The sequence below is a fragment of the Aquimarina sp. RZ0 genome, from assembly GCF_008370685.1.
Taxonomy (GTDB): Bacteria; Bacteroidota; Bacteroidia; order Flavobacteriales; family Flavobacteriaceae; genus Aquimarina.
The window spans coordinates 1-20,925 of record NZ_VTZU01000065.1; the positions used below are offsets into that span (position 1 = coordinate 1).

Annotated in this window: 15 protein-coding genes; 7 read left to right on the forward strand and 8 right to left on the reverse strand. The window is 34.7% G+C overall.

The window, feature by feature from the left end; all coding sequences use genetic code 11:
• Positions 1 to 224: hypothetical protein (locus F0000_RS20650; protein ID WP_149626623.1), on the reverse strand; the 224-nt coding region annotated here is incomplete at its 3' end.
• A gap of 738 nt (positions 225 to 962) precedes the next feature.
• Positions 963 to 1,832 carry an AraC family transcriptional regulator gene (locus F0000_RS20655; RefSeq protein WP_149626624.1) on the reverse strand — a complete coding sequence of 290 codons (870 nt, stop codon included), beginning with the start codon at positions 1,830 to 1,832 and terminating at the stop codon, positions 963 to 965.
• Positions 1,833 to 2,063: 231 nt separating this feature from the next.
• On the opposite strand from F0000_RS20655, the gene F0000_RS20660 reads away from it, so the two are divergent.
• The 5 genes from F0000_RS20660 (at position 2,064) to F0000_RS27870 (ending at position 10,142) form a co-directional block, all read left to right on the forward strand.
• Complete coding sequence (locus F0000_RS20660) at positions 2,064 to 5,270, forward strand: DUF1553 domain-containing protein (protein ID WP_149626625.1); 3,207 nt, start codon at positions 2,064 to 2,066, stop codon at positions 5,268 to 5,270.
• Positions 5,271 to 5,275: 5 nt separating this feature from the next.
• Positions 5,276 to 6,781, forward strand: coding sequence for a DUF1501 domain-containing protein (locus tag F0000_RS20665; protein WP_149626626.1), 1,506 nt, complete (start codon positions 5,276 to 5,278; stop codon positions 6,779 to 6,781).
• Between the two features lie 442 nt (positions 6,782 to 7,223).
• Entirely contained in the window at positions 7,224 to 8,600 is a 1,377-nt protein-coding gene (locus F0000_RS20670; protein ID WP_255452826.1) for a DUF2231 domain-containing protein, read from the forward strand.
• 4 nt (positions 8,601 to 8,604) lie between these two features.
• On the forward strand, positions 8,605 to 9,363 hold the full coding sequence (locus F0000_RS20675; protein ID WP_149626628.1) for a GDSL-type esterase/lipase family protein: 759 nt from the start codon (positions 8,605 to 8,607) through the stop codon (positions 9,361 to 9,363).
• A gap of 602 nt (positions 9,364 to 9,965) precedes the next feature.
• Positions 9,966 to 10,142 carry a hypothetical protein gene (locus tag F0000_RS27870; protein ID WP_188112202.1) on the forward strand — a complete coding sequence of 59 codons (177 nt, stop codon included), beginning with the start codon at positions 9,966 to 9,968 and terminating at the stop codon, positions 10,140 to 10,142.
• A 1,304-nt stretch (positions 10,143 to 11,446) separates the two neighbouring features.
• On the opposite strand, the gene F0000_RS20680 is transcribed toward F0000_RS27870, so the two are convergent.
• Positions 11,447 to 12,850 carry a T9SS type A sorting domain-containing protein gene (locus tag F0000_RS20680; RefSeq protein ID WP_149626629.1) on the reverse strand — a complete coding sequence of 468 codons (1,404 nt, stop codon included), beginning with the start codon at positions 12,848 to 12,850 and terminating at the stop codon, positions 11,447 to 11,449.
• Positions 12,851 to 13,488: 638 nt separating this feature from the next.
• Between F0000_RS20680 and F0000_RS20685 the strand changes: the two genes are divergently transcribed.
• A complete protein-coding gene (locus F0000_RS20685; protein ID WP_149626630.1) occupies positions 13,489 to 14,370 on the forward strand; it encodes a hypothetical protein in 882 nt (293 codons plus the stop codon).
• Positions 14,371 to 14,701: 331 nt separating this feature from the next.
• On the forward strand, positions 14,702 to 15,214 hold the full coding sequence (locus F0000_RS20690; protein ID WP_188112203.1) for a redoxin domain-containing protein: 513 nt from the start codon (positions 14,702 to 14,704) through the stop codon (positions 15,212 to 15,214).
• Positions 15,215 to 15,731: 517 nt separating this feature from the next.
• Here F0000_RS20690 and F0000_RS20695 read toward each other — a convergent pair.
• The 5 genes from F0000_RS20695 to F0000_RS20715 all read right to left on the reverse strand — a co-directional run bounded on the left by F0000_RS20695 (position 15,732) and on the right by F0000_RS20715 (position 20,675).
• Positions 15,732 to 16,988 (reverse strand): NAD(P)/FAD-dependent oxidoreductase, encoded by a 1,257-nt coding sequence (locus F0000_RS20695; protein ID WP_149626632.1) that lies wholly within the window; start codon positions 16,986 to 16,988, stop codon positions 15,732 to 15,734.
• A 125-nt stretch (positions 16,989 to 17,113) separates the two neighbouring features.
• Complete coding sequence (locus F0000_RS20700) at positions 17,114 to 17,422, reverse strand: 2Fe-2S iron-sulfur cluster-binding protein (RefSeq protein WP_149626633.1); 309 nt, start codon at positions 17,420 to 17,422, stop codon at positions 17,114 to 17,116.
• 70 nt (positions 17,423 to 17,492) lie between these two features.
• A complete protein-coding gene (locus F0000_RS20705; RefSeq protein WP_149626634.1) occupies positions 17,493 to 18,647 on the reverse strand; it encodes a cytochrome P450 in 1,155 nt (384 codons plus the stop codon).
• Positions 18,648 to 18,724: 77 nt separating this feature from the next.
• A complete protein-coding gene (locus F0000_RS20710; protein WP_149626635.1) occupies positions 18,725 to 19,543 on the reverse strand; it encodes an alpha/beta hydrolase family protein in 819 nt (272 codons plus the stop codon).
• Between the two features lie 10 nt (positions 19,544 to 19,553).
• Complete coding sequence (locus tag F0000_RS20715) at positions 19,554 to 20,675, reverse strand: Zn-dependent alcohol dehydrogenase (RefSeq protein ID WP_149626636.1); 1,122 nt, start codon at positions 20,673 to 20,675, stop codon at positions 19,554 to 19,556.
• Positions 20,676 to 20,925 lie beyond the last annotated feature (250 nt).

Consider the following 20,925-nt stretch of genomic DNA (forward strand, 5'->3'; position numbering starts at 1 on the left):
TGACTGAGCCAACCCTGAGTAACTTTGCCATCAGACGTTTTTTGTTCGTATCGTTCTGCATTCGTTGGATTGACACCAAGATTTATTAATTTTTGAGAAATCCCGGCAGGTACAGTACTCAATGTACTTTGCTCTATTGCTATAGTTTCAATATCATCCTTCTGACAAGAAACTAATAGTGTAGAAGCTATTAATCCGGTTACGACTAATTTTAAGTGTTTCATTTTATTTGATTTTAAGATTAAAAATTAATTACACGTTATTTTGTGATGTATCAAAAATCTTCCAGATACAAACTGTATATAGATTACTGATATTCGCGTTTTATTTTATAAGATATATTAAGGGATTGAGTCTTATTGTACAGATTCTAACCAAATGAACGGTTTTTTGTAACCATTATCTCGTCATTGATGTGAGATGACAGTTTGGGATGTATAACAGTACCGATTCATCAAAGATGAAAGCGTACTGTCATACTTTGTATGGGTATTTATAAGGTTTGGAGCATTCATATATTTAAATTGAGATTCAATATTAATGTCAAAAAAAATCATAGTATGTTAGATATCTAACATACTATGATTTTTTTTTTGACCATACTTTTTCAGAGATAAATTATTGTATTGCTTAACAGTAATATAACATATAAACAATCTGTTGCCCATTTAGAAACAAGTATGTTAAAAAAACGTCAATTCGAGACAGGCAATAAAAATTTTATCCCAAAAATGCCTGAATCACAACGGGGTTAAATAGTAGTTAGGTGGTTTCAACTTAACAGTAATATAACATATAAACAATCTGTTGCCCATTTAGAAACAAGTATGTTAAAAAAACGTCAATTCGAGACAGGCAATAAAAATTTTATCCCAAAAATGCCTAAATCACAACGGGGTTAAATAGTAGTTAGGTGGTTTCAACTTTCAGAATGATCATATCGTTTATAAACGTACGTTTCACTATACTCTCATTTGTTGTTTCCTAAAATTACCTGGAGTTTTACCTGCATGTTTTTTAAAAACCCTGGAGAAATAAGATAAGTTCTCCAAACCTACTTTTTCTGCTATTTGTTGCAGCGAATGATTCGTAGTGAGTAACAGTAATTGTGCCCGTTCCACTCTTTTTGATTGCATATAGAAATTAGGAGGCATCCCGAATTGCCGCTTAAAAACTCTCGAAAAATGATCTGTGCTAAGATGGCAAAAAGAGGCTAACTCAGAGACCGTAATTTCTCTATGAAGGTTTTCACTAATATAACTAATCGTTTGGCTAATATCATTTATGGCGCGCGCCTTTATGTTTATATCACTTTGCTCATTCATAAATCTGGATAACAAAATCCGCAGGATACCATTCGTTTCCAGATACTCTGCTGAGGATAATTGCTCATTTTTTTTCTGAAAATTAAGCAGCGTTGGTCTATTGTCATATACTTTGGGATCATCATCGATCAAGGCTCTCTCGGGGTTGATTTCCAGTAAGCGTTCAAAATAGTGCATATCCATGGGAGCAGCCTTTATTTGATATACAAAAGGTGTAAGGTTAAAAACCGATATTCCGTTTTTGATTTCTTCAAAAAAGCTGATGTAATACTGCTCATGATAGTGATCACAGGTATATCTGCTATATATAAAACTGGGAATTAAATACATATACCCGGGTTGTAGTTCAAACTCTTTTTTAGAATGATACACCCTTGCACTGCCCTTGGTTATATAATATAGTCGTGTAAATGGACTGATCACATTATCATAGTTCCAGTCAGTGTTTAGATGAGCATATCCGATATTAAGTAAGGCTAATTGCAAGGATTGTAATACCTTTTGCATACTATAGTACATTCATTAAGCATTTCGGAATTTTGGATCAATAAAACCTGAATATGCCGTAAATTATTTGATATAAAAATAGCGTTTTTATTCATCAAAAGTCGTTTTTGTAATAATTTATAAGGTTTTTTTATTAAAATATATCGGAAATGTACATAGTATACCCTTTTTTAGTCAATAGATATTAGATGCGTGTATCCTAACTTTGGTAAGATATTAAATTCAGGATATATGTCGGTGTATAGAAGTGTACTCACTCTGGTGATTTTGATTACTTTTTTTTCGTGTGGAGATCCGGATTTTCCAGATGAGGTGGCTATAGCATATGATAAACTTCCGGAGAAATTAGATTTTAATCAGCATGTAAAACCTATTTTATCTGATAAGTGTTATCTATGCCATGGACCAGATAAAGCAAAAATATCAGCAGGATTGCAATTACATAGCCCACAGACTGCGTATTCAGAACTTCCGGAATCTCCAGGTACGTTTGCTATTGATCCTGGAAATCTAAAAAACTCTCAAGTATTTTATAGAATACTATCTGATGATCCTGCTATGGTAATGCCTACTCCCGAATCTCATTTGACGCTGACATCAGTAGAAAAGGCAACACTAATCAAATGGATTGAAGACGGAGCAGAATATAAAGATCATTGGGCGTTCATCCCTATCAAAAAAACAGCAATTCCCGAAGTAAAGGCTATTACTACAATTAAAAAACCTATTGATGCGTATATACTATCTGCACTGGAGTCAAAACAATTATCTTTTGCTCCACTGGCGGATAAAGAAACTATTTTGCGCAGAGTATCATTTGATCTTACTGGGATACCACCAACTGTAGATGAGATAAATGCATTTTTATCAGATAATAGTGATAACGCTTATGAAAAACAGGTAGATCGGTTATTAGCATCTCCGCAATATGGAGAACAGATGGCATCAGCGTGGATGGATGTGGCTCGTTTTGCCGATACCCATGGTTATAGTACCGATGGCTATAGAGATATGTCTCCCTGGAGGGATTGGGTTATTGATGCCATTAATAAAAACCAATCCTATGATCAGTTTATCATCTGGCAATTAGCAGGAGATTTGATAGAAAATCCTACTCGTGAGATGAAACTGGCAACTGCATTCAATCGAATCCATCCGCAGAATATGGAGGGAGGCATTGTCAATGAAGAGTTTCTGGTCGAGTATGCAGTCGATAGGGCAAGTACTGCTGGACAAGCATTGATGGGACTTACAGTGGCTTGTGCTCGCTGTCATGATCATAAGTATGATCCTGTTTCTCAAAAGAATTTCTATGAGATGACTTCTTTTTTTAATAATATTAATGAATTTGGTCAGATATCCTGGAATGGCGCTATGCCCACTCCTACAATGCTCTGGACTACAGAAGAAGAGGAGAAGATGTTAGCATATATGGATACTCTGGTCAAAGAGAAAGAAACTGAAATTGAAGTAACCAAAAAAGAAATTGCTCAGGAAGCAAAACAGTGGATTGCCAATAATGAATACCAATCCATATACTTTTCTAAAAAAGGACTGGTTGGTTTCTATGATCTCAATAATGAGTCATTGATCAATAAGGTGCGTCCTTCTCAAAAAGGAACGATGAAACGTGAATATACAGAAGGACAGCCGATTCATTTGGTTGATGCTCGCACAGGAAAAGGAATACAGTTCAATGGTGACACCTGGTTAGACTTAAAAGAAGTGGGGGTTTTTGGTCGTCATCAACCCTTTTCTGTTGGGGTCTGGATAAAAGTACCAAAAGAAATTACGGATGGAAATATTTTTCATAAAGGTAATGGGGCAATTCTGCATGCCTGGAGAGGATATCACCTCAAAATAGTGAATAATAAGCTGGAAATCCTAATGGCGCATACGGGACCCGATAATATGATACAAGAGCAGACCAGAATTGATGTTCCAAAAGATCGCTGGACACATGTTGCTGTTACCTATGACGGATCAAGTAGCGCATCCGGTTACAAAGTATACGTAAACGGAAAAGAGCTGGAAACAGAGGTAATCAATGATAACTTGTACAAAGACATCCTTTTTAGAAATAAAAAAGAACCCGCACTTCAGTTTGGGGCACGTCTGCGGGGAAAAGGAATTGCAGGAGCAGTGATAGATGATATTGCAGTATATAACCGTGAGTTGTCACCGATAGAAATGTTGCAACTGGCAGAAAACAAAGACGTAGACTCACTACTATCAAAAAAATCATCATTATTAGATCCTGTAGAAAAGAAAGCATTAGCGCAACATTATATCATGCACTCTTCTGCAATAGAGAAAAAGCACAAAACACTTACAGAGGTCAGAAAGGCCTTGGTAGACAGTGTAGAACCTATACAGGAAGTCATGATCATGAAGGAAACAGCTCCTGTACAATCCTATGTATTGGATAGAGGTGTGTATGATGCCAGAGCAGAAAAAGTATATCCTGATACGCCGGAATTCTTACCGCCAATGTCTGATGGCGCGCCTAAGAACCGATTGGGTTTTGCCAAATGGCTATTTCAGAAAGAACATCCGTTAACCTCCAGAGTGGCAGTAAATCGTATATGGCAACACTTCTTTGGTGTAGGATTAGTAAAAACATCAGAAGACTTTGGGAATCAGGGAGAAATGCCAAGTCACCCGGAACTACTGGACTATTTAGCAATGGATTTTATGTGTCGTAATTGGGATATAAAAGCATTTATTAAAGAGCTGGTACTATCCAATACCTATCGCCAGGACTCCAGAGTATCAGAAGAAGTAAGAAAATTAGATCCAGAAAATAGATTATTAGCCCGAGGTCCTTCGAAACGGATGACAGGAGAAATGTTGAGGGATAATGCACTGGCGGCAAGTGGACTTTTACATAAAAAAATAGGAGGAGAAAGTGTAAAACCATACCAACCTGCTGGATTATGGGAAGTAAATAGAGGGAAATATGAGCAGGATACAGGAACAAAGTTATATAGACGTAGTATGTATACTATATGGAAACGCTCTGTACCACACCCCACACTGGCAACATTTGATACGCCTGCCAGAGATGTGTGTACAATGCGCAGACAGGAAACCAATACTCCATTACAGGCATTGGTATTATTAAATGATCCTACGTATATCGAAGCGGCTCGGGTATTGGGTAAGAAAATTACAGAAGCTCCCCAGATCGAAGAAGGGGTTCAATACGTGTTCAGAAGTTTAACAGGAAGAAGACCTACGGTAAGAGAATTAAAAATATTAGTAGAGTTACAAAATAAAGAGTATAAAAAGTTTATTGCAGACGAGAATAAAATGGAAGGATGGCTCCATACAGGAGCATTCCGGTTGACTCAGGACGATAATAAAGCATTAATAGCGGCAAATGCAGTGGTAGCCAGTACCATTATGAATTCTGATGCTACTATTACAAAAAGATAAGAACTATGTGTGATCACCACGACACGTTGAGATCTGATAATAAAGATTTACAACAAATAGAAAAAATGTATGACAGAAGAGCATTTTTGACCAAAACATCTCTTGGATTAGGAGCAATAGCTTTAGGATCATTACTCAATACAGATAAAATATGGAGTAATGCAAAGAAGAATACGGTACCAGATATGCAAATGTTTAGCAGGAATGATCTTGGTCTTCCTCACCATATGCCCAAGGCAAAACGAGCTATTTACTTATTTCAGAGCGGAGGACCATCGCAATTAGAATTATTTGATTATAAACCGAAGTTAAAAGATCTGTTTGGTCAGGATCTTCCTGATTCTGTAAGAAAAGGGCAAAGACTTACAGGAATGAGTGCTGATCAAACGACATTTCCGATTGCAGCATCTACGATTGATTTTAAGCAGTATGGTAGATCCCGTGCTTGGGTAAGTGATGCAATGCCATACCTGTCAGAAGTTGTAGATGATATATGTTTTATCAAATCCATGCAGACAGATGCTATCAATCATGATCCGGCAATCACATTTTTCCAGACTGGAAGCCAGCAACCCGGCAGACCTTCTATAGGTTCGTGGTTGAGTTATGGATTAGGATCCGATAATGAAAACCTTCCTACATTCATCACACTAGTTTCCAAAAACGGAGGAGGACAACCTCTATATTCACGTTTATGGGGAAATGGATTTCTGCCTACAGAACATCAGGGGGTACAATTCAGATCAGGAAAAGATCCGGTTTTATACCTATCTGACCCAGAAAATTATGACGGACAAGACCGCAGGCAAATGCTGGATTACTTACATAAGCTTAATGAAGTTCAGTATGACTCTTATGGAGATCCGGAGATCAATGCCCGTATGTCTCAATACGAGATGGCATTCCGGATGCAGACCTCTGTACCAGAAGTAACCAATATGGACGATGAACCGGAGTATATATTTGACTTGTATGGAGAAGATAGCCGTGATCCGGGAACCTATGCTGCTAACTGCATGTTGGGGAGGAAATTATTAGAAAAGGGGGTCAAATTCGTTCAGTTATACCATCAGGGATGGGATCAGCATCTGGGGTGCCCGGGAGGTGTAAAAGGAAATGCCAAAAAAACGGATCAAGCCAATGCAGCACTGATCAAAGATCTAAAGCAAAGAGGAATGTTTGAGGACACCTTACTGATTTGGGGAGGAGAATTTGGCAGGACCGTATATTCTCAGGGTAAGCTAACAGCTACTAATTATGGCAGAGATCACCACCCTAAAGCATTTACTATGTTTATGGCTGGAGCAGGAGTTAAACCTGGATTCACCTATGGTGAGACAGATGATTTCAGTTACAATGTAGTAAAAGACCCGGTACATACTCATGATTTTCAGGCGACGTTGCTACATTTGTTTGGGATCAACCACGAACGACTGATTTACAAACATCAGGGCAGACGTTTCAGGTTAACAGATGTTCACGGACATGTGGTAAAAGATATTTTGAGTTAATCATAAGGGGGTTCCCTTGCGGTCGGGCTATCCACTATATCTTTTTATTTTATAAGTATGGATTTGTAGAAAGATAAAATAAAAAGGATGCCGTTGCTATCCCTAACCCAAAAAAAACAGAATGATTCTGATTACAAACCTAAATTGGTATCATAACCTTTTAGATAGAAAAGTCGAGATAAATTCAATATGAATACGATGTAAAAAGAGTAATTTTAAGAAAGCATTGCAAACAACCCCTTGAGTGATGTATATCGCTATAGGAAGATGCGCAAGATTCTGGGAAAGTCAAAATAAGCGGTACGTTATATCGGGTTTTCGGGAAAACTCTGAAAAATGATTAAAATTTCACATCCACAAAAAGGTACATGAAGTTTTAGAAAAAAATAGTAGCTGCCTTTATAATTTAATTTATGATCAATAAACACTAAAAATCAAAATTGTGAAAGAAGTATCAGATATTGTATTATTTTTTGGCAGATTCCATCCCTTGGTCGTGCATTTACCAATTGGTTTTTTGTTTTTTGCCTTTATTCTGGAAATTTTTGCACGCTATAAAAAAGATAAAGCCTTTACTGTAGCTGTTCCACTGGCATTACTTCTTGGAGCAATCAGTGCTCTGTTTGCCTGTATTTTAGGCTATATGTTGTCACTTAGCGGTGATTATGAAAAAGAAGCCCTGGATACACATTTTTGGTTTGGGATCGCGACCACTATCATTGCCTTTATTGCCTGGCTACTAAGTGCAAAAAAAATAAAAATCCCCGCATTACAGAAGGAAAAACCATATATGGCAATAATAGCTTTCATTGTAATTATATTGAGTATTACCGGTCATTATGGTGGAAATCTTACTCATGGGTCAGATTACCTTACTGCCTATTTGCCTATCGGGAAAGAAAAAAAGAAAGATATTATAGCAGTAACCTCAATAGAAGAAGCTCAAATTTTTAATCATCTGGTAGCTCCTATTTTGGATGACAAATGTATGAGTTGTCATAATGCATCAAAAAAGAAAGGGCAATTATCTTTTGTGAATGAAGAAGCGATACAAAAAGGAGGTAAATCCGGTCCGGTTTTTATAGCAAGAAATCCTGAGCAGTCAGAAATGATACGTAGGGTAGTATTACCACCGCACGATGATAAGTTTATGCCTCCTAAAGGAAAAACACCTCTTACGGATGATGAAATTGCGATACTTAACTATTGGATAGCTCAGGGTAATGGTAGTTTTGAAACAACAGTTGGTGCAGTAGATACTCCAGAAAATATTAGTATACTAGCCAGTGATATGTTGGGGCTGGAAGCTGGAGGAGGACAAAAAGAGGTGTTGGGTACAGGACCGGTAGTTGCGCCAGAAATTATTACTGAATTATCAGCATCGGGATTTAGGATAAGAGAATTAATAGCAGGATCAAACTTACTCGATATTGCCTTAACTTCTGGTCAGAAAGGGGTAACAGCGGATAAACTCACCAGGATGATGACTCAATTGACAAAGATCGAGAAGAATATCATCTGGCTATCATTACCGGCTAATGGGATTACAGATGAACACCTTAAAACCATTGCAAAATTTCAGAATCTCAAAAAATTAAAGCTGGAGAAAAACCCTATTACGGATATAGGAATTGAATATCTTTCGGTTCTTGAAAATCTGGAATCATTGAATGTGTATCAAACCAATATTACCCAAAGCAGTATTCCTGTTTTTTTAAAAATGAAACGTCTGAAAAAAGTATATATCTGGGGAACAGCAATTGATAAGGAAAAACTTCCTGAAGTTTCTGAAGGAAAAATGCTTGATTTTATTCTGTAATTATATGCTTAGAAGCGTTTTTATAAAGAATAGTTTACTCGGGATATCTTCTGTTTTTTTTGGAGATTTGATAGTACAGAGCTGCTCAACTGAAAAATTCCCTTTCAAAAAAAATCAAAGAATAGGTTGTATAGGTGATAGTGTTACCTATTCTGGAGGAAATGGCTATGTAGAATTATTACAGCAATCTATGGATGAGACATCTCCGGAATATAACCTGAAATGTATCAATCTGGGGTTGAATAGTGAGACAATTACCGGGTTGACAGAAGGTGATCACCTAGGAGCAAGGCCTTATCTTTTTGACCGTTTAGAAACGGTATTGGATGCAAATGATCTGGATGTTTTATTTTTTTGTTATGGAATCAATTGTGGTATTTACAACCCTCCTTCAGTCGACATTTTTGATAAATACAAAAAAGGAGTAATACGGTATTTAGAAATTATAAAAAGCAGAAATATCAGGACAATTCTTCTGACTCCACCTCCGTTGCTATTGGTTCAAAAAGACAATCAAAAAGATAAAACTACTCAGAATACTCAATACAGCTGGAAAAATCCATACCCCAGATACGATCAAGAAGTGATTCAGCAGTTTAGGGACATTATTTTGCAAATACATCACCCATCTGTTATCGCAAAGATCGATATCCACACTCCTCTCACTCAGGAGGCTGACCAATCCTATAGCACTGATCCTATACATCCAAATAATCACGGAAATCAGTTGATTGTAGATACTATTGTGAAGAGTCTGTTATAAACAATCTCAGAACATAAAGCTAATAAGTTGTCAGAATTATTATTATCTAATAATTGGACTAGCGTTGCCTAAACAATCCCAAATTCATCTCTATTTCATAAAAAATAACTTTTTTAGTAGGGTACACCCACCCGTCAGGAGTCTTTATAGTATAAAACAAGAATATTATAATGTGAATTAACGTATGCTTTCTTTTTTAAAAATTTTATCGGATAATGAATTAAAATTTTAAAAAAGGGGAAAGCCATAAAAAATAAATGAAGGTAAAAATGCTAAAAAAATATCCAATCTCAGAGTTACTCAAATGGGGAGGAAATTAATTATAGATGATAAATAAAAAGAGATCAAAGAAAGGAAACAAGGCACTTATAGAAATTCAGAACCATTTGAGATTAGACCAGCTTTGGCATTAGAAAAATTTAAAAATGGCTTTAGACCTAAAAGGAAAAAAGTAGTTGAAACTATTAACTTAAATCCTAAGGAAATTAAAAAAATAGAGAAGAGAAAAAAAGCTATGAAATCCCATAAAAAAACACCTTAAGGATTTTAATCAAGTAAGCCTAGGCTTACGGATAAATGGTATTATTTTACTTAAATAAATTATGAGTGTAAAAATAAAATGTAATGCAAGCCTTGAAAACTATGGGGTAAACGGCAAATATGTGATTAAAGATATTGAAGGTTCTTGGAACGTTACAGAAGAGTTGACCTCTATAGAAAAAAGATATTTCAACGAATATCTTCGTTCCATAGAAAGAGAAGTAATACATAATGAATAGATTTTATTCTATAGATAAATTCAATTAAGATCAGTGATTAATATACAATAAATCCTAATAAATAATAAATAGAATGAATGAAAAGAGCAAAAAAATCTTCGTTTACTAATCAAAATGTAGTTCCTCCTAACGATCCAACAACTATGTCTGACTTTACGTTACCTAGTAATATACCGAATCAGCAATTTTTTAATGAATTAAAAAAGAGTAAACCCAGTGGATCAATTAAATCACCAAGCATATAATAACCATAGAAATTTTGGTTGCTCATCAATAATACCAGGTGGAACCGCAGCTTTCTCGATGCGGGATACTGAAATAGATAATTTAATGATTAAAAACGAACAAATTAAGAGAAATAAAAAAAATAAAAGTCGATCACCTAAAATTAGATCCTAGCGTTAAATTGTTAGATAATGTCCAAAAAACTGTGCAAACAGAAATTATGGATACTATCTTGTTATTTCAGTAACTCATCTTACGCAATCAAAGAAGCTCTTTTAGCTGTTTTTACAAAAATCTGTTGATAAGTCGTTTTTTTCTTAAAATTTTAAACACTTTAAATTGTTTTAGTTGCCAAGTTTATTTAATAAATATTTCATTGGTTGAATAATTAAAAATAAATAAAATTTATAAATAACAGATATGCAAATATAAAAACGGTTATTAACAATAACTTCTAATTTCAACATATTATTATACTTAAAATGAGTTAATTATATTAAATAAATCAGATTTTAAAGTGCTATAAAGCGTATATGGTGCTTGTTTTTAGTTTTTAATTAAGGTAGATATTTGTTTCGAGAGGCGTTCTATTTATAAGACTCATATAAATTCTAAAAAATCAAGAAGAAAATATAGAAAAGAGTCATTAATCTATAGAATTCCCCCGACGCTCTGTGTCGGGGAATATTTATTATAAATCTTAGAAGATTGACAAATAGCTATGTACATTCTGGTGCTAGAGCACGAAAACTCGAGCCAAAAAGAAGTATTAAAAGTGATATTGAATTAATTTTCCTAAAGTAGTCGAATTACGATTGCTTTGTCTATATATATGTTTATTAAAAGGGGAGTTTTTTATGCTTCCCTTTTATTTTTTTTGACTCTGTAAAAGTATTTTACAACCTGGTCTATGAAGACTTATAACTCACTTTTTGACTAAACTATATGTGTAGATTTAGGCTATCCTCTTGATGAATTCATCGTTGTGATACTTTTTAGCTTTTAGTCTACTAACAAATTTACAGGTTTAAATGGGACAGAAGGATCGACTAACTTTGCCTAAACTACTTAGGATACTCTTATTTTACTATTAGCTTACCAGTTTTTAACAGTGGTGTATCCGCAGTTGAAACTTGAAAAAAGTACATTCCGCTTGCTAAATTGTTTCTTTCAATTCTAATTTGTCTATCTCTAATATCATTAATTAATCTAACAATCTGACCTTGATGATTATAAAGCGTTATAGAGAAATTTCTGTTTTTGTAGTCTTTTACTCCAACAGTTGTATACTCTGTAAATGGATTGGGATATACAGAAACATCTATTAAGCGCTGATTAATATCATCTATTGATAACAATCCAGTTTCATCAATTTTAACCAGGTACATATTACTATCTGTTTCTTCAACAGCATATCCAAAGAGTATATATCCGCCATCTGATGTTTGTTGCACAGAATTGGCTTCGCTAAATACTCCTCTAGGGAAAGTACGTTCCCAGCCAATGATACCGGTATCATTGATCTTTATAGCGTACAGATCATTGGTTCCGGTTTCAAGATTCTCTTTTCGGCCAGCAAGAATATATCCTTCATCCAATGTTTGTTGTATGGATTGTCCTAAATCTCTACCCGTATTTCCATAATAATTACTCCATTGCTCATTCCCTAATGAATCTGTTTTTACCAGGTAGAGGTTTCCTTTATCAGAATCTTCATATCCTAATAATATGAATCCGTTATCAGATGTTATATATAGCGATCGTCCTATTTCATCAGACGGTGTTCCATATGTCTTTGTCCAGATAATTTCACCTACTTTGTCAGTTTTGACTAAATACATGTCTTTTCCACCAGAACCTTTGCTATTAGTTTCCCCGATGATTATATACCCTTCATCACTTGTTTGTCTAATTTCAGCCGCATGTTCTTTGCCTATACTTGTATGAACTTTACTCCATTCTTCATTACCATCACGATCAGTTTTTACCATATATATATGCTCATTAGGACTTGCCCCTGTAAAACCAACAGCAATAAAGCCCCCATCTATTGTTTGTTGCACAAATTGTCCAACATCTCTGTCTACAGTACCACTGTATTTTTTATTCCAAATTTCATTTCCATCTGGGTCAGTTTTAATAAGTGATAAGAAATCATCATCAATTCCTCCATATGCTCCACAGAGAATATAGCCACCATCTTTGGTTTGTTGCGCAGAGATTCCAAACTCCCAATCAGTTCCTCCATAGGTTTTTGACCATTGCTCATCTCCCTGAGCATCAGTTTTAACTAAATACATGTCTTGAAACCCGTTACCAAAGCTACTTGTCTGACCAAAAAGGATATAACCTCCATCTGTTGTTTGATGTGCTGATAGTCCAAAATCGTCATTAGAACCACCATATGTTTTCTGGAAGTTGGTTTGGCAATAAATCATTATTCCTTTAAAAAAGATAATGCTTAAAAGAAATTGTGTTTTCATGGTATAGTTTTTAAAATAATAGATAGTATCGTACTACTGAATTCTGATTCATTTCTATTCTTCTCAAATAGATTCAATTAAAAATGGGGAATATTTATTTCGTTTCATTTCTGATTATATAAAATCTTATAGATCTTGTGTTTTTATATCATAATCATATCTTTCCTAAATTTATTTTCAGAAATGTCAGAACTCTGAATCTAAATTGATAAGAATTAGTCTAAAAAAAGATAAAGAATAGATGAAAGATATAGGTAGATTTAAGAGAATTCATTTTGTGTACTATAATTATTGATATAAAAAAGTTGGATGACAAACGTAGAAAAAATAAACAATCCAGAATGTTATAAAACTAACATTCTGGATTGTTTATTTTTTTATGCAAGCCTTTTTTCCTTGTAGGCTCTGTGCGTATCGGATTTACAGATTTTTTTATTTTAAAAAAAAAAGATATTTTTTTATCTTACAACACTCTTTTTTAAATAGTTACACAACTACAATTAATCCTTTTTTTAATACATAATTAGCAAATACAGGGAATTATTGTTTCCTGATATGTAGGGAAAACAACAGGTAAATTGTTTTAATAAATATAGCTATATATTAAAATAAGTTAAATCTTTAAACCTAATCTTACAATGAAAAAAAAGAAACACTATTTTGGAATTGCCTTATTAGCATCCATTATAACATTAAGTTCTTGTCAAAAAGAAGATATCGCTGAAGAATCTTTGGTTTCGGATATTGAAACCATAGAAGAAGAGGAAGTAGAAGATTTTTTAACTCCAAAATCATCTGGAACTATCAATACCAGCAACCGGAGAATAGTTGCTCAATTTTGGGACAATTGGAATTATTCCGGAAACACACGAAATCGGCATATTCTTTTTTCAAATAGAGAATATTTTACTGCCACCCATGAAACAATAAGATCTGTTGCTATAGCTCCTAACTGCATGATCACTATAACTGGCCTTGATAAAAGAAAATTTAAAATGGATAGAAGAGGTAAAGGGGCAGCATACTCGGGTAGTGTTGATGGAAGAGTAGGTAATAATCGTAATTTAAAAACAATACTGATAAAATGTAATGATACTCACAAGCGTTTTGCAGGAAAAATTTATCAGCATGGTAATGCAACTGGAAGACAATTGCCTATATGGGATAATACAAGGCTTTGGCATAGTTCCATAAACTTTTTTAACGACAATGTTGGGTTTTTCAGACCTGCCAGTCACTCGATTCATAAAATAGCAATTTTCAAAAATGGAGATGTTTTTAATAATCATCCAAAAAATACATTATCTGCAAGACGTATTGGAGGTAAGACAAAAGGGGCATTTAGAGGTCATATGAAACGACGAATATCAGGGATAAAAGTTTCTGGAAAATCATTAAACTTACTACCTGATATAAACCTGGGAAACTGCCAGCATAATTGTGATACACATCATATTAATAGTAACGGAGGTACAGACATAGATGGATGTTATGACTATTGTAATGACAAACATGGTTAGAAAACAATAGCTACTAATACCGATGCTATTTTTTTGTCTAAGTTTCTTAAAAAGAGCAGAGAATGATGTTACTTTTTATAGAATAAAAGTGAGCTTTTTACAGCGCATGTATCGTATTTATGTTAATCGTTACGTAATTTAGACAGACTACTTTGTATATGACACAAGAAATAGTATTGGTATTTTCTTAAAAAGATCAGAATCAATTCATTTTTCTGATTCTAATGACGCCTCTCACTAATTTTGAATTAAATTTTTAAATACAAAAATGAATAAAATCAAAAATTCAGGTATCTACATAATGATATTATTTTTTTTAAGTCTACTATTCATGAATTACCAGTTATATAACCTGCAACTGACTAATGAAGAAGTACTAGAGTCTACAGGTTCTATGATATCGATATTTGAATCCTTAATGGATACCAATGTTGCGAAGGATGATATTATTGATGTAGGCTCTCAAGCTCCGAATTTTAAATTAAAAAATACAGAAGGAGATATAACTACTTTAAAAGAATTACCAGAAGGTAAAAAACTATTGGTATTCAGTAGTCAAAACTGTCCACATTGCAAAGACTTTTATCCAAAATTAGGTCAATTTGCAAAAGCAAATAAAAATGTATCAATTATTATCATTCAGGCAAATGCCTCGTTATCAGATATAAAACAATTTTCAGAAACGAGCAAGTATAATTTTAAAATCCTCCAGGCAAATTCTGATGTATTCTATGACTATAATATTTCGGCAACACCAACCAGTATATTATTAGATACAAATAATGCAGTACTTAATAGTGGGGTTGTAGGGAGTTATGAGCAAATTGAACAGTTATTTTTTTGAAGTTATGTTACAAAATATAATAGTTGAGATTTTATAAATGTAAAATATTTATTTAGATAGCAATCCTGGCTTAGAACAAACATTATCAGTAGTTTTCAGAAAACTTTATTGCTTAATACAGGTAGGGTAGCTGTTTATAAAAACGTTATACTTATGTAATATTATAAGTATAATTTCTAAAAAAAGTTATGAAAAAAAATATACAAAAAGGATCATCCATAGAGCCCTGCTTGTTATGTATATTCTGGTTTTAGAGCACGAAAACTCAAACCAAAAAGAAGTATTAAAAGTGATATTGAATTAATTTTCCTAAAGTAATCGAATTACGATTGCTTTGTCTATATATATGTTTATTAAAAGGGGAGCTCTCTATGCTTCCCTTTTATATTTTTTTGACTCAGTAAAGGTATTTTACAACCTGGTCTATGAAGACTTATAACTCACTTTTTTACTAAGCTATATGTATAGATTTAGGCTATCCTCTTGATGAACTCATCGTTGCGATACTTTTTAGTTTTTAGTCTACTAACAAATTTACAGGTTTAAACGGGACAGAAGGATCAACAAGCTTTGCTTTATCTATTTTTTTATTTTCTTTGATAAATTTTGTTCCCAATACATAGGCTTTTGCATTATTAACAGCATCCACTGCTAGCAATGTATCCCCATTAAAATACCAAAGAGAGAATTTGGTATTTTCTCCTTCTTCTTTACGAATTAATGTATCTGTATATCCAGTAGAGAGTCCTACCATCTGTAATTTGATATCATATTGATCAGACCAAAACCAGGGGATTGCATCGTAGATCGGGTTTTTATCACAAATCGCCATCGCTGCTACCTTTGCCTGATCTACCGCATTTTGTACAGATTCCAGTCTTATAAACTGATCATAATGTGGATTGTAGTGAAATGTACAGTCCCCAATTGCGTATATATCCTGATCATTGGTTCTGGCAGTTGTATCTACTTGTATACCATTTTTAATATCAAGTGCTGCCTGCGTTGCTAATTCTGTATTTACGTGAACGCCTACCCCTACAATAATAATATCTGCTTCATAAACCGAATCATCCGAACAACGAATGGTATGTACTCCATCTTGAGTGTCTATGCCGGTGACGTTTTTATTTGTAAAAACATCCACTCCATTCTGTGTATGCAACCTTTGAAAGAAATGAGACATTTCTGGAGCAGTAACTCTGGCAAGTACTCGTTCTTCTCGTTCCAGAATCGTAACTTTGCCTCCCATTTTTTTAAGTGAGGCTGCTGTTTCTAAACCAATATAGCCTCCTCCGATTACTACAACTCGCTTATCAATACTTTTGTTAAAAGCTGTACGAATGTCATCGACGTCTTTTGCTGTTCTTAATGGATACATCGTATTTGCGGTGTCAATTCCTTTTATGGGAGGGATAATAGGTCTCGCGCCCGTTGCTATCACTAGAGTGTCGTATGCTTGAATAGTACCATTACCCAATATAATATTCTTTTCTGAACGATTAATTGAATTGACTGATACGCCCAGATTTAAAGTTATGTTGCTTTTTTCATAGCTCTCTAATGATTTGAGTGCATTCTTTTCTATGGTATCATTACTTGTTAAATAAGCTTTTGACAGTGGTGGGCGATGATACGGCAGTGTTGGATCTTTATCAAACAATATAATTGCACCTTCCCAACCTTCTTTTCGTAATGAAAAAGCAAAATTTACACCTGCGTGACTTGCACCAATGACAATACACACTTTTATTTTTGTGGAGTTCTCGGTCATGTACTTAACTATTTAGTAAGCTACCTCGGAGCATACCCGCGAGGCATTTATTGAAAAAAATATTTCGATTTCGAGGCAAGCCTAAGCGTATTTAAATCTCGATTATCGAATAGATTGATTATCGTTTACTTAGCTACTGTTAGTACGACACCATCTAATTGATCGCTAATTTCTAATTGACAGCAAAGACGGCTATACTCAGAAACGTTATCATCTAACTCTAGCATGTCCTGCTCTATCTCGCTAGCTTTTCCTGTCTTTTCTACGTGTTCTGGAGCAACATGTACATGACAGGTAGCACATGAGCACACGCCTCCACAGTCTCCATCTATACCTTGAACATTATTATCCACTGCCAATTGCATTACAGAACCTGAGGTTCCTTCTACTATAATTGTTTCTTTATCACTAGTGATAAATGTTATTTTAGCCATAATTTCTTTGTTTTAATTTTGGGATTTTTTAATACTATTATTCTAATATATCCTGAAGTCTCTGCTTACGCTATGCATTAAATTTTACGGTAATACTATCATAGCCTACTTTACGTTTAAATTCACCTAAATTTTCTATATTTTCTTTATAATCTACAATATCAATTGAGGTTACTTTTTCTGCAAGTGTCGATAACAAAATATTCATTATCTGTCGGGCATGAGTAGCTCCCAAACAATTATGAGTACTAAACCCAAAACTTACATGTGGATTGATCTTGCGATCTAATACAATTTTATTAGGATTTTCAAATACTTTTGCATCACGATTTGCTGATGCCCAACATAAGGAGATACGAGAATCTGCTTTTACAGCATGTTCACATACCTGGGTATCTTCTGTTACTACTCGCCCCATATGAGTCAATGGCGCAAAATATCGTATAAGCTCTTCTACTGCTTTCCCTGTGATCTCGGGAGTATCCTTTAATTGTTTTAATGACTCAGGATGCTCTGCAAAATAGGCAATAGCATTTGTTACAGCATTGATCACTGTATCACGTCCCCCGGCAAAAGTTAGAATCATCACTCCTTTTACCTCTTCTTTTGTCAATTGTTTACCATTGATTTCTGAAGCTAACAGTTTAGAATACAAATCATCTCCAGGATTTTCGATTGCTTTATCTATCTGGGTATCTATATAGTCATATAAAATATTGGCTTTGTCTCCATCCAGCGCAGTATCTTCACTTCTAAAAACGTGGGTACCCCAGCCTATCCATGTTTCTGCTTCTTGATATGGTATATTGAGTAATAGTGTTAGTGCACGAGATTGCAATCGTAATGCAAAATCACCAACTACTTCGACTGTATCTTTTGTAAGAACTTCTTCTACGATATCACTAATCTGTGCTTTTAATTTTTCTTGATATACGGCTTCTAACGGGCGTTTAAACCACGGTTCTAACAAATCACGATATCCTTTATGGGCTGGCGGGTCTACTTCGAATGGAATTTGTCGGGTGTCACGGATATTCACTTCTGAAGGCACTACGATACGCCCAGGGGTCGCTCCAGACTGAAAGGATTTCCAATTATGTGCGCATTTACGAACGTCTTTTAGACCTAAAATCATGGTTACCGGATCATCTTGATCATTCATTTCTCCGTAGCCTTTTTCTAATCGGGCCTTTTCAAACGGATCTGGATGTGCGCTTTTTTTCATTTTTCTATAATTTCATTTGACACGATGCAAAGTAACTTACAACGTGGATATAAATATTATACTATTTTAACCATTTATTAAACTATAATACCCTTACTGTTTAAAACATCATTAAAAAAAAGCAAGGTTTCTTTTATATGAGTTTCCCAATACACCCATTCATGTTTTCCGGGGTTTTCTTTATATATATGTTTAATATTTAATTTTTCTAGCTGCTGATGTAGCTTTCTGTTTCCTTCTATCAATTCGTCATCAACACCACAATCAAACCTGAATGGAGGTATATTCTCTTTATTTTTTAGAATCGTATCATAGACTGATTCATTTTCGGTATTATCTTGATCGTAAAGAGAACGTTTTTCTTCTACAAATAGTTTCATCTCGTCCAAGACGGTGATAGATGACAAACCGGAGACAGCAGAAAACAGATCATTATGCTTACTACCAATACGCAGGGCTCCGAATCCCCCCATAGACAGACCTGCGATACATATTTTAGAATTTTCACTTGCCTGAGGAATCAGTTCTATCACTGCATTAATGACATCTTCTGTAATCCATTTTTCGAAATCCTGAGTTGTATGCGGTACATATGCACTGCCGTCTCCCCACAACCCATCAGATGGCATTGCAATGATCATTGGTGCAATTTCATCCTTCGTAATCCACTCTTGCATCTTTAAATGAATTCCTGTTTTTTGAGACCAAATCCAGTGACTCCCATATACACCATGAAGTAGGATCGTTATTGGCAAATCTTTGTGTTCTGCCCCTGATGGAATATATACAGTAATATCTCCTCTACCTTGCAGGTTTTTACTTTTGACAGTAATATGCCTAAGGTTATTAGCTTCAAAACGCGGGTCTGATATTTCTGTAGTTCTGAATTTTGACATGCGTACTAATTTACTCAAAAACGATTACACCTTTAGCATTTTTTCCTGATAACATATCATCAAAAGCTTGTTCTAATTCTTCGAACTTATACTTAGTGGTTACCATTTCGTCTAATAATAAATCTCCTTTGGTGTATAAATCCAGTAATTTAGGGAAATCGATCTGAGGTCTGCATTTTCCATATAATGGGTTTACATAGATCTTATCCCATTCAAACAATTGCATATCTATTGTCACTTCTTGCTCAATTCCACTTACTTGCACAGCGGTACCGGCATTTCTTATCATAGATAGGGGTGCGGCTCCAAGTTCTGGAATTGCAGTGCACTCAAAAGCAAAATCAGCACCTCTATTGCTGGTAATTTCTTTTACCTGCTCTGTTGCTTTCAGTAGTCCTTTATCACTTTTATCTGCCAGGATCGTATGTGTTGCCCCAAACTCTTTGGCCATTTCTAATCGATTAGGGTTTACATCTATAGCGATAATTTTTGTAGCTCCAGAGATACGTGCTCCTTGAATAACATTGAGTCCAACTCCTCCATTTCCTATTACTACTACGCTTGATCCCGGTGTTACTTTGGCCGTATTTACAGCTGAACCATACCCTGTCATAACGCCACATCCAATTATGGATGCAGAACTAAAAGGAATAGTTGTATCATACCTCACAACGGCCTGTTCTTTTACCACGGCATAGGTAGAAAGTGTCCCAATATTAAAAGACCGTTCAATCCCTTTCCCTTGATATACAGTGCTGTCTAATCTCGCGTGACCTGTAGAAACTTCTCCATCCGGCAAGGCATCTCCAGCTACTACTGGTGAATTATTCTCACAAATATGTTGATTCTGCTCCTGGCACTGAAAACATCTACCACAGGGTATTGCCCAATTTAAGACTACTTTATCTCCTGGTTTTACTGTGGTTACACCAGGGCCAATACTTTCTATAATACCAGCTCCTTCGTGACCTAAAATAACAGATCTACCCCAATGCAATGAATCATGATCTGTGTGGCATAAACCGGACGCCATCATTTTCACTAATACCTCATCTCCTTGCGGGGATTTCACTTCAATTTCTTCAAGGCTAAATGTACCGTCTCCTTTTGTGATTGCTGCTTTTGCTATCATTTATATTTTAATAGTTTAGATATTATATCCATTTCTGCTTTAAAGGTACTTAATTTAAAAATTACTCTTTTTCATATACACTTTTAAAATAAAAACATCCACGATATTTGTGCACTCTTAACTTCTAATCTAACTGATTATAAGCTTTTATAAGATGTGAAATCTCTGTTTGTCTTTGTCTTTTTTACAACAGAAATGGAAGGAGCAATATAAAATATGAACTTGCTAGTTTATTACACTTAATTGACCA